At 68.2% G+C, this 15018-nt stretch carries 12 protein-coding genes and 3 pseudogenes; 5 read left to right on the top strand and 10 right to left on the bottom strand.

The window, feature by feature from the left end:
• Positions 1-233 precede the first annotated feature (233 nt).
• Both katG and ACIRR9_RS43710 read right to left on the bottom strand, forming a co-directional pair.
• Positions 234-2468 carry a catalase/peroxidase HPI gene (gene katG, locus ACIRR9_RS43715; protein WP_403764339.1) on the bottom strand — a complete coding sequence of 745 codons (2235 nt, stop codon included), beginning with the start codon at positions 2466-2468 and terminating at the stop codon, positions 234-236.
• Positions 2469-2963: 495 nt separating this feature from the next.
• On the bottom strand, positions 2964-3590 hold the full coding sequence (locus ACIRR9_RS43710; protein ID WP_403764337.1) for a DUF1275 family protein: 627 nt from the start codon (positions 3588-3590) through the stop codon (positions 2964-2966).
• A 450-nt stretch (positions 3591-4040) separates the two neighbouring features.
• Here ACIRR9_RS43710 and ACIRR9_RS43705 point away from each other — a divergent pair.
• Positions 4041-4268: pseudogene (locus ACIRR9_RS43705) on the top strand (transposase); the annotation flags it as partial.
• Positions 4269-4753: 485 nt separating this feature from the next.
• On the opposite strand, the gene ACIRR9_RS43700 reads toward ACIRR9_RS43705, so the two are convergent.
• A complete protein-coding gene (locus ACIRR9_RS43700; protein ID WP_403764335.1) occupies positions 4754-6322 on the bottom strand; it encodes a helix-turn-helix domain-containing protein in 1569 nt (522 codons plus the stop codon).
• A gap of 320 nt (positions 6323-6642) precedes the next feature.
• Between ACIRR9_RS43700 and ACIRR9_RS43695 the strand changes: the two genes are divergently transcribed.
• Both ACIRR9_RS43695 and ACIRR9_RS43690 read left to right on the top strand, forming a co-directional pair.
• On the top strand, positions 6643-7239 hold the full coding sequence (locus tag ACIRR9_RS43695) for an RICIN domain-containing protein (protein ID WP_403764491.1): 597 nt from the start codon (positions 6643-6645) through the stop codon (positions 7237-7239).
• 319 nt (positions 7240-7558) lie between these two features.
• Positions 7559-8116, top strand: coding sequence for a hypothetical protein (locus ACIRR9_RS43690; protein WP_403764334.1), 558 nt, complete (start codon positions 7559-7561; stop codon positions 8114-8116).
• A gap of 540 nt (positions 8117-8656) precedes the next feature.
• On the opposite strand, the pseudogene ACIRR9_RS43685 reads toward ACIRR9_RS43690, so the two are convergent.
• Both ACIRR9_RS43685 and ACIRR9_RS43680 read right to left on the bottom strand, forming a co-directional pair.
• Positions 8657-9011 (bottom strand): annotated as a pseudogene (locus tag ACIRR9_RS43685) (transposase); the annotation flags it as partial.
• Positions 9012-9077: 66 nt separating this feature from the next.
• A complete protein-coding gene (locus tag ACIRR9_RS43680; protein ID WP_403764332.1) occupies positions 9078-9683 on the bottom strand; it encodes a DinB family protein in 606 nt (201 codons plus the stop codon).
• Positions 9684-10018: 335 nt separating this feature from the next.
• Between ACIRR9_RS43680 and ACIRR9_RS43675 the strand changes: the two genes are divergently transcribed.
• A complete protein-coding gene (locus ACIRR9_RS43675) occupies positions 10019-10393 on the top strand; it encodes a hypothetical protein (protein WP_403764330.1) in 375 nt (124 codons plus the stop codon).
• A gap of 156 nt (positions 10394-10549) precedes the next feature.
• Positions 10550-11239 (top strand): hypothetical protein, encoded by a 690-nt coding sequence (locus ACIRR9_RS43670; RefSeq protein WP_403764328.1) that lies wholly within the window; start codon positions 10550-10552, stop codon positions 11237-11239.
• Here the strand turns inward: ACIRR9_RS43670 and ACIRR9_RS43665 are convergent.
• The 5 genes and pseudogenes from ACIRR9_RS43665 to ACIRR9_RS43645 all read right to left on the bottom strand — a co-directional run.
• Positions 11214-11840 carry a nucleotidyltransferase family protein gene (locus tag ACIRR9_RS43665; RefSeq protein WP_403764326.1) on the bottom strand — a complete coding sequence of 209 codons (627 nt, stop codon included), beginning with the start codon at positions 11838-11840 and terminating at the stop codon, positions 11214-11216. The genes ACIRR9_RS43670 and ACIRR9_RS43665 overlap by 26 nt on opposite strands.
• Positions 11779-12144 (bottom strand): hypothetical protein, encoded by a 366-nt coding sequence (locus tag ACIRR9_RS43660; RefSeq protein ID WP_403764324.1) that lies wholly within the window; start codon positions 12142-12144, stop codon positions 11779-11781. Before ACIRR9_RS43660 ends, ACIRR9_RS43665 begins: the two co-directional genes overlap by 62 nt.
• Positions 12145-12165: 21 nt before the next feature.
• A pseudogene (locus ACIRR9_RS43655) lies at positions 12166-12924 on the bottom strand (IS5 family transposase); the annotation flags it as partial.
• A 252-nt stretch (positions 12925-13176) separates the two neighbouring features.
• A complete protein-coding gene (locus ACIRR9_RS43650; protein WP_403764490.1) occupies positions 13177-14238 on the bottom strand; it encodes an ABC transporter permease in 1062 nt (353 codons plus the stop codon).
• 182 nt (positions 14239-14420) lie between these two features.
• Positions 14421-15018: RNA-guided endonuclease InsQ/TnpB family protein (locus ACIRR9_RS43645; protein ID WP_403764322.1), on the bottom strand; the 598-nt coding region annotated here is incomplete at its 5' end.

The raw sequence follows: 15018 nt of genomic DNA, 5'->3' as shown, positions 1-15018 counted from the left end.
ACCAGTCCCTGCCCGGACTCTGCTGCCAGCGGTGGACGATGGCGCCCGCGCCGTTGACTCCGAAGAGTTCGAGCGTCCCGTCCGGGTCGGCCTCGGCCGCGACCTGGCGGAGTTCGCCGTCGAACTGGTTCCGGTCCGACCAGGTTCCACCCGGGGTCCACTGCCACGCGATTCGGGTCGGCCGACGCATGACCAGCGCCGGCATGCGTCGGCGGAGCCGAGGAAGTGTGGCTTCAGGTCACGTCGAACCGGTCGAGGTCCATGACTTTTGCCCAGGCTGCTGCGAAGTCGTGGACGAACTTCTCCTTGGCATCGTCGGCCGCGTATACCTCGGCGAGGGCCCGCAGTTCGGGATTGGAGCCGAAGATCAGGTCGGCGCGGGTGGCGGTCCACCTGGTCTGTCCGGTGGCCGCGTCAGAGCCCTCGAAGGCGGTGGTGTCGCCGGCAGTCAGTGGCTTCCATGTGATGGCCTGGTCGAGCAGGTTGACGAAGAAGTCGTTGGTCAGGGTGCCTCGCCGGGTGGTGAGGACGCCGGCGGATGGCGATTGATGGTGGTTGGCTCCCAGCACACGCAGTCCCCCGACGAGGACTGTCATCTCGCTCGCGCTGAGCTTGAGCAGGTTGGCCCTGTCGACCAGGAGGTACTCGGCGGTCAGCCGGTTGCTCTTGCCGAGGTAGTTGCGGAAGCCGTCTGCGGACGGTTCGAGCGGGGCGAAGGCCTCGATGTCGGTCTGCTCTTGAAGGGCGTCGGCGCGCCCCGGGGTGAACGGTACCTGGACCTCGATGCCGCCGTCCTTGGCAGCCTTCTCGATCGCGGCACCGCCGGCGAGCACGATCAGGTCGGCCAGCGAGACCTGCTTGCCGCCACTGTGCGCGACGTTGAAGGAACGCTGGATGCCCTCCAGTGCGCGCAGCACGCGCGCCAGCTGGTCCGGCTCATTGGCCTCCCAGCCGCTTTGTGGTTCCAGGCGGATGCGGGCGCCATTGGCACCGCCGCGCTTGTCGCTGCCCCGGAACGACGCGGCCGAGGACCAGGCGGTGGAGACCAGCTCGGACACCGACAGGCCGGAGGCGAGGACCTGCTCCTTGAGAGCAGCGATGTCTGTGTCGTCGACCAGCGGATGGTCCACGGCGGGTAGCGGGTCCTGCCAGATCAGCATCTCGCTGGGGACCTCGGGTCCGAGGTAACGGACGATCGGACCCATGTCGCGGTGGGTCAGCTTGAACCACGCGCGGGCGAAGGCGTCCGCGAACTCCTCGGGGTTGTCCTTGAACCGCCGGCAGATGGGTTCGTAGATCGGGTCGAAGCGCAGTGCCAAGTCCGTGGTCAGCATGTTCGGTGCGTGGCGCTTGGTGGGGTCGTGCGCATCCGGCACGGTGCCGGCGCCGGCACCGTCCTTCGGTCGCCACTGGTTGGCGCCGGCCGGGCTCTGGGTGAGCTCCCACTCGTAGCCGAAGAGGATCTCGAAGAAGGAGTTGTCCCAGGTCGTCGGCGTGTCGGTCCAGGTGACCTCGATGCCACTGGTGATCGTGTCGTCGCCGCTGCCCGTTCCCAGGGAGTTCTTCCAGCCCAGGCCCATCTGCTCGATGGGCGCAGCCTCAGGTGCGGGGCCGACGTGGTCCGAATGCCCGGCGCCGTGGGTCTTGCCGAAGGTGTGGCCGCCGGCGATGAGGGCGACGGTCTCCTCGTCGTTCATCGCCATCCGGCGGAACGTCTCGCGGATGTCGCGGGCCGCGGCGATCGGGTCCGGGTTGCCGTTGGGGCCCTCCGGATTGACGTAGATCAGGCCCATCTGCGTGGCACCGAGGGGCTGCTCCAGCTTGCGGTCGCCGGTGTAGCGCTCGTCGCCGAGCCAGGTGGTCTCCGGGCCCCAGTAGACGTCTTCGTCGGACTCCCAGGCGTCTTCACGGCCGCCGCCGAAGCCGAAGGTGTGAAAACCCATGGTCTCCAGGGCCACGTTGCCGGAGAGGATCATCAGGTCGGCCCAGGACAGGTTCTTGCCGTACTTCTGCTTGACCGGCCACAGCAGGCGGCGGGCCTTGTCCAGGCTGGCGTTGTCCGGCCAGCTGTTGATCGGAGCGAAGCGTTGCTGGCCCGCGCCCGCGCCGCCGCGGCCGTCGCTGATGCGGTAGGTGCCGGCGCTGTGCCAGGCCATGCGGATGATGAGCGGGCCGTAGTGCCCGAAGTCGGCCGGCCACCAGTCCTGCGAAGTGGTGAGCACCTCGGCGATGTCCCGCTTGACCGCGGGCAGGTCCAGGGAGCTGAAGGCCTTCGCGTAGTCGAAGTCCTCGCCGTAGGGGTTCGCGGAGGTGTTCTTGGAGAGCATCTTCAGGTTCAGCCGGTCCGGCCACCACTGACGATTTCCCCCGCCCTGAGCCGGGTAGGGCGCCTGGCCGTTCACGACAGGGCAGCGGGATGCTTCGTCGGTCTTGGGGTCGACGACTGTTGCTTCGTCATTCTCGGACATGAGAGCCCTTCCGGACGAGCAGGTCAAGGTCGGACAGCAATCACTCGGCCGCGAGCCGTGACGGCTCCACGACCCTCCTGGGAACAGCGCCGGTCCGGAGCACGTCCGTCCACTGGCAACTGCATGCCAGCCTGTTGCGCACAGGGCAAACCGGGCCGCCCCTTCGCAGACGGCACCGGGCAAGGTCATGTGCATCCCTTGCCTAGCCCTGTGCTACCGCATCACTGATCGCGGTGACGGCCGGGTACGACCGCACACACAAAAACTAGACCCATGCGCAAATCAAAACAAACTGGACAATTTTTGGTGTTCTGGAGCGGCGCCCGGAGCATCCTGCTGCCGTCGCCGATATCGACGCCGGGAGGAAGTCCGGGGCACGGCATCGGCCCGCCTACGGGGATGCGCGCACACCGCCTCACGGATCGGGCGGGGGGCTCGGGGCGCACCGGGGCGGGCTGCGCTCTCCCCCGCGGGAACGTGTGCGGCGCCGGCTGCCTACAGCGGGGCGATCCACGCCGCCTCGGACCGTGTGAGCCGGAACGACAGGAGGCTGACGGCTCCGAGCAGCGCGCCGACGAAGATCGCCGCGGTGGACAGCAGCCGCCGCCCGGCCCTGCCCCCGTTACCGCCGGCGACCTTGCTGCGAGAGGCCATGCCAGTGGCGTTCTGATGATGACCCAATGCCACGCTGAGCAGGGCGATCAGTATGTACCGGGAGGCCGCCGCATGTGCGGGGCCGGTGTTCAGTGCGAGAGCGCAGGCCCCGACAATCAGGACGGTCTCCAGAATCAGCGCTCGGTGCAGCACGCGCCCACGATGGACACGGGAGCGATGGGCGATGCGCCCGCCGAGGAACGCGCCGAGGGCGAGGGCAGCAAGGGCGACGAGCGAGGCCACCAGCGAGTACCCGGCAGCGCCGGCAAGGGCGAATCCGGAGAAGACGATGTTCCCCGTCATGTTGGCGACGAAGACATGTCCCAGGACGAGGCAGCTGTAGGCATCAAGACCCGTCACCACGGTCATTGCCGGCATCATCGACGGCAGCGGACCATGCCGGTCCTGCCGGTCGGGGACCACGGTGCTCCACGCTTGCCGCAGCGTGTCATTTCTCGTGTCGATCACCGTTGTCCTGCCCGTCCCGCTCGCGTCAGGTCTTCCTGTCCCCGAGACCATGGAGGGGAGCTCTCCAACCTCTCCAGCATGTGGATACGAGCGCAGCGATCGGTATGTGCGATTGAAGCTGGGGCAGTGATGCCGCCGACGGCCAGTTCGGGGCGGTCCCCGCCGAGACCACGTACGGCTGACGCGATGCGTCCTTGCCGTCGGTGCGGAACCCGCACACACTCGGGCAAACCGTCACCCGAAGCGGACAGAAGCGCCACGATGCCCTGGCGCCACGCGCTTCGAAGCGTCGGCCCGATTCCGCTCCGATCCGGCTGTAGGCGCCCTCGATCTGGTGGCCGGGGCGCGCGGAGTCCACTTAGAGGTCCTGACAGAAGTTTTTGATCATGTGTCTGTCGGTTCGGTTGCTCGTTGGTGTAGCCGTGGGGGAAGCACCGGCCGAGGCCGTGGATCTTCTCGGATGAACTGTGGTCGTCGATCGAGCCGTTGCTGCCCGAGCCAGGCCCGAAGCTGGTCGCGGGCCGACCTCGGGTGCCGGACCGGCAAGCGCTGTGCGGGATCCTGTTCGTACTGCACACCGGGATCCAGTGGGAGTACCTGCCGCAGGAGCTGGGCTTCGGCCCGGGCATGACCTGCCGGCGGCGCCTGACCGCCTGGAACCAAGCCCGTGTGTGGGACACGCGTTCTCGGTCCGCTGGGCTGCGGGAAAGCCTCGTGCGGGCTCCTCGTCCGGGGTGGCGCCGGCGGCGTCGATCTCGGCGACGACGTGGAGGGCCCGGTCGTGGTCGGCTGGAGCCGGGTGCACTCGGTCTTGCGTGTGGTGCCGAGCCGGCCGAGGAGGATCGCGGTGCGTTGAGCGTGCCGCGCCAAGGGTGATGGGTTGCCTGCGGGCAGCGGGCGGAGCCACACATCCCGACCAGCGGAGGGTCTGCCGTCGGGGACCGACGAGCTTGAGGCGGCGCGTCCGGCAAGGGTCGGTGAACCAGCGGTAGTTTGCCGAGACGAGGTGAAGCACCTTGGCGCATTCACCGGGCGAAGCACCGGTAGACCGTCGGCCAGGCCGCCCCGGACACCAGGGGCAGTTGTCCACGGCATCAGCTCAGCTCACCTATGGTGACCTGCCGAAAGAGGTTGCGACACAGCCTCTGGAGACCGCGGCGGGGTTATATGCCCGCGGTAGTGGCCGACGAAGCGGTACGTGGGGCTGCGCTCCGCTCGGCCAAGTCGAGAGCCCGTTGTGCCAGCCACTGGTCGTGTACGGCACTCGGGGAACGCAGCAGGGAGCGTTGGAGCAATGCCTCGCTCCGTTCCAGGCGCTTGCGTACCGCCGATGCCGAGACGGACAGCGCGGCAGCCGTCGGAACGATACGTCCATCGAGGCGAAGCCAGGTGGTGAGCGTCTGCGGGATCGAGACCGGGACACCCGGCGCTCGTACGGGACGGAACTGTCGTTGGGCCCACATCACGACGTGGGGCAGCGCAAGGAGTCCGTCCAAGGAGGGCGCCCTTCCCCCGGCATCTGACGTGCGGTGCTCCGGGCCGGAGGGGATGCCCGCGCCGATCACGCGAAGTGCGAGAGCCAGTGCAGCCTGGTCGGGCAGCCGCTCCAGGTCAAGACCCATCAACCTCTGCACAAGCGTGAGACGCGCCGCCAGGGTGTTGCGGTGGATCTTGAGATGGGTCGTCGCCTTGGAGGAGAAACTGAGCCATGACGCGACGGTGGCCAGCAGCTCCGCGCTGTCCGGGTCCTGCGGACGCCGCGCACGGTAGGCACGCAGCGGCGCGAGGAAGACCGCCGCCCAGGCTTCCGCGGCCGGCCCGATGGTGAGCGCCAGGTCGGGGTGGCCCGCGAACGACGCACGCCGCTCAGCACTGTGACGTGCAGCGGCCAAGGCGTGGAAGGCCTGCGCGTAGCCGATGGCGGTGTCTCGTAAGGGCACCGGGTCGCTCACCCCGATGCAGCAGGTCTCCGCCACCGAGCGGGGCCAGACCGGCTCGACGGCCATACCAGCGTGAGTCCCGCAGTCGGCCGGCGCAAGTACCACCAGATGGTTTGCGTACACAGGACACGGCACAACCCACGCGCCGTCGGCCGCCTTGGCCCACGTGTCCGCGACCGCCCTGCGTTTCGTGTGCGGTCCCTCGACGACGTAGATCCGCGTCACGTCGGGCAGCGCGGGCCGCAGTGCCCCCGCGACCAGGCGTGCGGTGGTCACCTGACCGTTCATCAGGAGGTGCACGACGGCCTCCCGGATCCGCGCGTCGGCGTCCCGGAGCCGACGCTGCTGCTGCCGGGTGCGCTCCAGTTGCCAGCACAGGCTGAGGCCGGATGCGGCATCCGCGAGCAGGAGCAGCAGGCCGGGTGGCATCGGCCGTGCCACCACGGCCGCGAGAAAGGGCGCGCGGACGCCTGGTGGGCCGTCGAGAGGAAGGACGACGCAGGTGAGGTCTTGCTCGTCGAGGGTCACGGACCTGAGCCCTCGCACGGAGGCCTCCCGGATCCCGTGCAGTACGAGATCGTGCTCGGCCCTGCCGAGGGGCTGCGGGGGCGGGGAGGCGGGGTCGCCCGAGCGGTTCGCCAGGAGGACGGCGGCCCCGGTACGGCCGGCCAGCCAGCGGAGCAGCAACGCGCTGCCACCCGTTCGAGCCGCGCGCTGCATGTCCAGCACGTCGTCGGCCCGCCGAGCCTGTCCCGGTGCCGCCGTGGCCGTACGCGGATCATGACCGTGCATGTCACTCCCCCGAGAGACTGCCGAATCCGTTCGGCCGGAGCGTATCCCGGGCTCTGCCAGGCGGACAAAGGGGCTCGCTGTGCGGTCCGGCACCAGAGGGACCGCCTCACTGTGCAACGGCGTCCTTCGCGCCGCCTTCATCCGCCGTAGTCTCTGCCGTGCCCTTCCGACGCCGGGCCCGGCTGTGCGCGGGGGTGATCCGGCCGGGAGTACCAGGAGTAGCGCCGCATGCGTGCACAGGCGAAACGACCGCTCGCCGAATTCTGTCCGATACAGGGGGAAACGTGGGGAAGACCGTCAAACTCAGTGCCGTGGCGGCGATGGTAGCGCTGGTCATGGTCGACGTGGGCATGGGGACGGCCCACGCGAGCCCGGGGAACTGGCAGCTTCACACGCCGTACGCGAGCAACATGTGTCTGGACGCTGCCTACGCGCCCGGCGACCCGCACCAGGATCCGTCGAAGGACGGTGACAAGGTGCAGATGTGGGTCTGCAACGGTCAGGCGCAGCAGGGGTGGATCTTCCACCCTGTCCGTACCCCCAGTGGCGTACCCGCGTTCACCATCACCAACCAGCGCAGCGGCCTGTGTCTGGACATGGACATCAGTGGTGGCACTTACGACAACATCCCCGACGACTACAAGGGACACCGGGTCCAGCTGTGGCACTGCATCACCCAGAACGGACAGCCCGAGGCGAACCAGGTCTGGTACCAGCTCTCCGGTGACTACGACGGGTGGGCACGACTCCAGAGCGGATCCGACTCCGGAGGCAGTTTCGATTTCATGGACGCCAAGAACTACGGCGGCACCGACCCGTCGCAGAACGGGGACCCCGTCCTGGTCTGGGACTACTACTCCCCGACCCTGCCGGACGGGCGGCACGGGGACGCGCCCCAGAACTGGAACTGGACCTGACCGTCACCCGCAGGACAGTGGCTGTGCCGGCTGCCCTGGGCCGTGCCGTGCACGATGACCTGCGCGCCGGCCCTGGCCTCGGCGCGCGGGCCTCCTGGTGCCACGGTTGCCTGCCGCTGCGCTCCTCCAGGCCCAGCCGATGCAGGTAGCCGGCGCCGCCGTCCTCGCTGTGTGCCGCCGTCGAGCGTGACCACACCTGGCACCTCGCGGCTCAGCTGCAACGACGCCTCCTACAGCTACTGGGTCTCTCCCTGCACCCGCTCCCCTCCCCCGGGCCTGACCCGGACCGGGGGCCCTTCGTCAGCCAAGGAGCACGACCGTGCCCTCTTTCGTACCTCTGATCGGAACAACCCGGCTGGCGCTTGCCGCCGCGGTCGTACTGCCGATGACCTGCCTCGGGGTTGTGGCATCATCCCCGTCGGCCCACGCCTGCGGCTACAGCGCCATGGTCGGCTCGCACACGCTGACCGACAGCAGGGACGGTTGGACGCTGGGAACGATCACCCTCTACTACGACTCGTGTCAACGGTCCACCTGGGCGGAGTTGGACGTCGACTACAACAGCATGGACTGCCACTTCCCGTCGGGCCCGGGTTGGTGGCTCGCGGTCGACCTCGTCGACCAGAACGGGCACGTCGTCTCACACGGTGACTCCAACGGATTCAAGCGCTGGTACGGCGTCGTGAGTGCGTCCCAGGCCATCGACAGCTACCCGGCGCCCAAGTCCTTCCAGGCTCGGGGCTGGGTACGTACCGCCTACTCCGACGGCAGCCAGGAGAACAGCGTGTTCTTCGACTCCGACTGGCACCAGTACTCGACCGGAGGCGACCCGGGAGGCGGGTGGGATGCCGCCCTCGACAGCCAGAGCATCTGCTAGAGATCTTTGACGGTACGGGTCACACCGAGTCGTGACGGCTGCCTGAACCGCCACGCGCCGCCTCCTTGAGCCCACCACGCAGTTCAGGCGCCTTCCCGTTGGTGTGTGAGCAGACGATCCGCACCGACGTACCGAGGAACGTCACCGAGATCACGCACAGGACCCGGGGGGACCCGAGCGTGCCCCGGCCCACCGGACCACCGCGCCCAGGGCCGGGGCCCGTGGCAACTGTGCTCGTCCTGCCGGTTGTCCGGGGCGGGTCAGTTTCCACAGCCGATCGGCAGCGGTCCTCTGAAACCATTCACCAGCGGCAGCGACACAAACCAGTCGGCTACCACCTCGCCGCCCCAGTCGCCCTCCACAAGGGCGCCGTACTCGGAGCCGCGCTGTCTTGTTCCACTCCCGCGCCGGCAGCCCGGTCAGGCATGCGCGAGACCCTCACCCGCCGGGCCAGTCCGAAGAACAGGTCGTGGAACCGGGCCGCTCAGAGGTCCTGACAAAGGCGTTGGACGTGGCGGTGGGTGGCGAGGCCAAGGACTCGCGGTCGACCGGGCTGGGACCGCTTTGGGGCCCCTTCGGGCCGCCCGCACGTGGGAGGAGTCGATCACCGCCCGCGACCAGTCCGGTTTCTTCGCCGACCGCAGCTTTTTCAGCAGCACCAGGTGCAGTCCCACGCGCCGGCTTCGTTCCATGCGGCCAGGCGCCGCCGGCAGGTCATGCCCGGGCCGAAGCCCAGCTCCTGCGGCAGATACTCGCACTGGATCCCGGTGTGCAGTACGAACAGGATCCCGCACAGCGTTTGCCGGTCCGGCACCCGAGGTCGGCCCGCGACCAGCTTCGGGCCTGGCTCGGGCAGCAACGGCTCGATCGACGACCAGAGTTCATCCGAGATGATCCACGGCCTCGGCCGGTGCTTCCCCCACGGCTACACCAACGAGCAACCGAACCGACAGACACATGATCAAAAACTTCTGTCAGGACCTCTAGCCTTGACTGATGCGGCCGATCTGGCGGCCTGCTCGATCTTCGCGCAGTAGGCTGCACGGGCTTCCTCGTCGATCCGCTGCTCGTGTTCGGCGCGCAGCCCGGTCCGGCCGTCGAGGCCCTCGCGCAGGATATCGGCGTGCCCGGCATGCCGGACGGACTCACTGAGGACATGAACCATGACGGCGAACAGGTTCGTGTTGGGACAAGGCTCCGGCCACCACGGCACGTGGCCGGGGGCGTCGAGGGGAAGCTCGTTGATCGTCGCGTCCGAGTGTTCCCACGTGCGCTGATAGAACCCGATGATCTGATCGCGGGTCTCGTCCTCGGTCGCCCACTGATCGCTGCCGTCGTGGTCCTGCCACCGGGGCAGCGGTTCCGGGGAAGGGCGGTCGAAGACCTCGCCGAAGTACCTGGCCTCGACGCTGGCCACGTGTTTGACCAGGCCGAGGAGGTTGGTCCCGGTCGCGGTCAAAGGTCGACGGGCGTCGTATTCGGACAAGCCGTCGAGTTTCCAGAGCAGCGTCTTGCGGTCCCGCCGCAGTCTCCCGTGCAGGTTGTCTTTCGCGAACTCATCGATCATGCGGCATGAGCCTGCCATGGGCTGCTCGTGGCCTCAAGATTCCGTACGTGGTCTCAACGACCGGCAGGGCCGGGGCCTGGCCACGGCCACCGCCCTGAGCTGCCGCAAGAGGCTCGCGAAACTTGCCACGTGAGACGCCCTTTTAACCCCTGAATTCTCGTGAGGGGGTCATACGACCGCCGCTTTCCGGGATCGTCCGTTCCCTGGCACCGCGGGATGGCCCGGTGAACAGCGAAGTGGGCAGGTCCAGATGCGGAAGCTGCATCTTTCATACTGGGGCCCGAACGAGCACACTGGCGTGCGACACGTTGGCTGATCCTGCTCTGGAGTCCCGCTTGTTCGCGCTGAGCGCCGTCGTTACATCGCTTCTGCTGCTGGAAGTCGTGCCATCTGCGCTTGCGGCCCTGACCAGGTTTGGGCCCGGCGTGGAGCGCCTGGACAAACTGACCCGGCTCGGCCTCCGAGAGGGGAAGGTGGCATGGTTGGTGCCCGCCGCCGGCGTCCTGCACACCCTGGCCACCGTAGCCCTGCTGGTTGGCATCTGGCACCCGAAATGGGGGCTCGTCGGCGCGGCGGCCGAGGCAGTGTTCTTCGGCTGGGTCCTGGCCCGCCAACTGCGCTTCGGCGACCGCGGCATGGCTCTCTTCGCCTACAGCCTGTTCGCGTCCTGGTCAGTCCTGGTGCTGCTGGCAGCCGCGGTCCGACTGTGAACTTGTGCCGTTCCACCAGGCATTGACGAGTGCCGAGCGCCCCGACGTTGCTCCGGCCTGGATCTCCCGGCCAAAGGTCCAGGACCTGCTCGAACGCATCGGCCGCGACGAACGCCTGTTACCCACGACATCCTCGACGACCTTCCTTCGGGCAAGGTGCTCGCGCACCTTCGCAGCGTCCTCGTCGCCACGGGTGCCCTGACGCCGCGTGACGAACGGCTCGCCGCCCAGGGACTCGCCCTGGACACCTCCATGCAAGCCGACCTGGAACGTCGGATGACCGATCCCGCCTTCACCTACAGTGACGAGACCGGCCACTTCGTCCGCTGGTCCGTACAGCTCCGCCATGCCCATGGCCTCACCTTCGGCACCGTCCGCTGGACGGGCCCGCAGGGCACCATCGACAGCGAAAAGCGCTGGGGCGACGCACGACGCCTCCTCAACGACGACACCCTGCCCACCGCGGACCGCGTCGCCGGACTGCTGCTGATCCTCTACGCACAGAAGATCTCCACCATCAGCCGGCTCACCGTCGACGACGTCAACATCACCGGCGAGACCGCTGCGATCACCTTCGGGACCTCGCCGGTCGTCCTCCCCATGCCGCTGTCCACCCTGGTCCGCGAACTCCTCGCGAACCGACGAGGCAAGGCCAAGATCGGCACCCCGGATGATGGCCCCTGGCTCTTACCCGGAGGCCAGCCAGGTCGCCCGCTCAGGGGCAGCCAGATCGGCCTGCGGCTCCACAAGATCGGCATTCGCCCCCAACAGGGTCGCTCCACTGTCCTGTTCACCCTCGCCGCAGAACTCCCCGCCGACGTCAGTGGCCTGACGAGTTCGACGTGACACTTGTGGAAGGCCAGTCCAGGACAGTCAGTTCAGGCCATTGCTCTCGCCACCGCTCTGCCTTCGCCTCATAGACCGCCCGAGGGGCAAGCACCGGGTTTGGCCGAACGACGAGGTTGAACACGTCCGACAGGCCGTGCGGTGCATACACGCGCCACTGACCGTCCGCCTCCACTCGTACTCCGAGACAGCACGTCGTGGCGGCGAAACTGTCGATCGCCGCCTCGGTGGAGTCATACGGCGGACACGCGACCCCGAACTTTTCCTCGTACCAGAGGTGGACCCGTGCCTCGTTACGGATCTCTACCTCTACAGGCAAGTCGGCGAAAATCTCTCGCCCGGCCTTGATCACCGCGTCTTCGGCTTCCCAGGACAGATCACCGGCGTCGAAGTAGAAGAGGTCGTAGTCCTTGATGCCGTTGGTCGGCGGGCTGTCCGTGACGACGTTCCACACGGTCTGGAACAGACACCCGGCCGTCACATACCACCCGGGGAGATCCAACGTCGCAGCCCGCGCCAACACCTCCGTCAACATGCCGTTACGGGACAGAACTACACGAAGGGACTCGAGTTGCTGATCGAGAGGGAGTCGACTGATCATCAGACCTGCCTACCACGGCTCGTGCGCAGGAGGGGCCCGGCAGTTGCGCGGCCGGCGGCACGGGCGCCTCGGGATCGGGCAGTTCCAGCAGTGTCTTGCGGGTGATCCGGATCTCCTCGGCAGCCGTGTCGAGCCCGTCCAACAGTGCTGTCAGCTCCGCGATCTTCTCCCGGGCCGCTTCGGCCTGCGCGGCGATCTCCCGCTGCCGCTCCTCCAGCCGCACCAGCAGTGCCCCCAGGGTCAGTTCCCCGCCGGTCATGCGCCGCGCCGGGCAGAGCTGGAAGTGCCGGTCAGCATCCGACATCCGGTCGCTTATCGCTCAGCACACCCTGGACGAGGCCGAGGCGGACCGATGCTCGTGGTCGCGCACCAACTTGCGGTGCAGCATCAAGATCCCGTTCGTCTGCTCCACGATCCACCGCTTGGGCTGGGGGGCGAACCCGGCGTCGGCCGGGTTGCGCTCGACGACTTCGTCCTCGATGCCCACCTGCTGCCCGTGATCCACGACGGTTTTCTTGAACCCCTGGTCCACCAGGGCCTTCTGCACGGCGCCGGTGCTGGCTGCGACCTTGTCGAGCAGGGCGGTGCCGAAGGCGCTGTCGTGGACGGAGGCGGCGAGCACCACCACCGCGATCACCAGGCCCAGGACGCCGACGGCCAGTCCCCGCATACGACCTGGCACCTTCTTGTTCGCGTCCCGTCCGGTTGTGCCGGCCGGGACTCCGGCGGCGGCGTGCAGGCTCTGGGTGTCGAGCGCTACCAGGCTGGGGTCGGCTGATCGGCCCTTCTTCTCGCGGACCTGCCAGCGCAGCAGGTCGTGGATGGTCTGGTCGGTTCCGTCGTCGCGCCACTTGTAGAAGTAGTACTTCACCGCGTCGGCGGGCGGCAGGTCGTGCGGGAGGTAGTCCCACTGACAGCCTGTGCGGGACTGGTGGAGCAGGGCGTTGACGATCTCCCGCATGTCGTAGTTGCCCTGGTGGCCACTGACAGAGAGATGCCGGGCTTTCCAAGAGGTGACCACGGGCTCGATCAGGGCCCAGCGCCCGTCGGACAAGTCGCTCTTGTAGGACTGGCGGTCGCTCACGGGCGACACTCCAGCACTCCCGAGTCTCCCAAACAGCGGAGATGCGGCTGTGCCACACCTTCCGGTGACGTCAGATGCGACATCACGTCACCTACCACCCTCTCAGGTGGAGTTTGCTGGTGAACCCGCCTCGCGAGCGGCCCAGACCCTCACCTCCACCAGGCGGGCGACGAGACTCTGCCGCGGTGTCTCGTCCTGGCGTTCCACCCTTTCGGCCTCTTTTGATCCCGGGGCCGGAGACGAGTAGCGCGCTCATCCCGCGCCGGGCGCGAGGGCCTCTACGGTCGTCCGGCCGGCGGGATGGCGTGCACGCCATACAAGGAAGACAGACGTGGCTACCAGGCACCACACGGCGAGCACCATGTACGGCTCGACGTGCTGGTTGTGCGGGAAATAGATGGCGTTGCGCTGGGCATTCACCGATGCCCCCGGAGGTAGGAACCGCCCCAGAAAGCCCAGGACCGGCGGAAGCAGCGGCCACGCGACCGCGCCCCCGGACGAGGGGTTGCCGAGGATGACCAGCAGCAGCCATGTCGGGAGCAACGCCCAGCGGCCCAGGAAGGTGTGGAACGCGGTGAAGATCATGCCCGCCGTGACCATGGTGAATGTGCAGATCCCCCATGACTGGGCGAACGGCAGACGCACCACGCCGAGCACCCAGTCGGCCATGATGCAGATCCACAGGCCGCCCAGCACGGAATAGCCGATGGTGACGGCGATCCGTTCAACCGGCCGTAGCGTCTGAGCATGCACCCCGAGCTGGATGGCACCGACGAAACCGAGAATGGTCGACCCCAGCGCGATGTAGAAGAGAGCGAGCCCCTGAGGGTCGGTGGCCGGAAGCGGTTTGACGTCCCTGACCTGGACGGGAATGCTGAGCGCCCGGCCCACCTCCGGGGCGCTCTGGCCGAGGACCCGGGCGACCGACGCGCCCGCCGCGCTCGCCACATCGACCTCCACCCCAGCCGGTCGGCGCTGCAGGATCGCGAACTCCCGCTGGGCGTCGACCGCGGCGAGCGCCCTGTCGTATTCCGGGTACGGGTGGAGGACCAGCGACGTACCTAGCGTGGCCTCCAGGGATTTGATGAACCGGTCGCCCGCGACCGACTTTCCCGTCACCGCGACGGGGATGCGATGCGGTACGGGATTGGCCATGGCCCAGCAGTAGGCGCCGACGAAGAGCCCGGCCAAGGCCGCGATGATCAGCGAGATCACCGCCGCCGGCACGAAACGCGACGACGTCAACCGCGACCATCCGCCCTGCCGAGGCGGCCGAGGCGCCGCCGCAGACCACCGCTCGCCCATAGCCGTGATCGTATGAGGGGTGCGCGACGACAGTCGGCTGCCGCGCCGGACTCCCACCGGCATGCCGCAATTCCAGAAGGCAGACGAGCGCCGGGCCGCCCCTGGTGTGGGGCGCGGCGGTGCACGGCGAGGCCGGCACGCGGAAGACGACCCAGGTGACTCCTCCTCCGGCTGAAGCCGGGGGCTTCTCGTTACGCCGGGTTGGCGTTGCGACGGACCAGCCCGGCCCGTAGAACGTTGGTGGCTCCCACTGTGTCGGCGTGCGCGGTGTGGCCGCACGAGAGGCAGTGGAACTTTTCCTGTGCGGGCCGGTTCTCCTTCGCGGTGTGCCCGCATTCGGGGCAGGTGCGGGAGGTGTTGCGGGGGTCCACGGCGATCACTTCCCGTCCGGCGCTTTCAGCCTTGGCGTGCAGGATCGTCAGGAACACCCCCCATCCGGCATCGTGGATCGACTTGTTGAGCCCGGCTTTCGCGGCGGCCCCGTTGGGCAGGAACGCGCCTGCCCGGCCGGGGTCGGGCCTGGGTGCGGGGGCCTTGTTCATGTTGCGGATCTTGAGGTCTTCGTGCGCGATGAAGTCGTGTGCGCGGACCAGACCCAGAGCGGTCTTGTGTGCGTGGTCGAGCCGCTGGCGCCGGACCTTGCCGTGGAGCTGGGCGACCTTCTCCACCGCGCGCCGGTGGCCGGCGGTGCGGTCTTTGGCCTTGCGGCGCGGGAAGCGGGACAGGGCCTGCTGCGCCGCCTGGAGTTTCGCGGCCGTACGACGGCCGTGGCGCGGGTTGGGCACGAAG

The organism is Streptomyces sp. NPDC101234 (assembly GCF_044767525.1).
Taxonomy (GTDB): Bacteria; Actinomycetota; Actinomycetes; order Streptomycetales; family Streptomycetaceae; genus Streptomyces; species Streptomyces sasae.
Note: the sequence above shows the minus strand (reverse complement) of the source record. Positions and strands in the feature narration are given on the sequence as shown.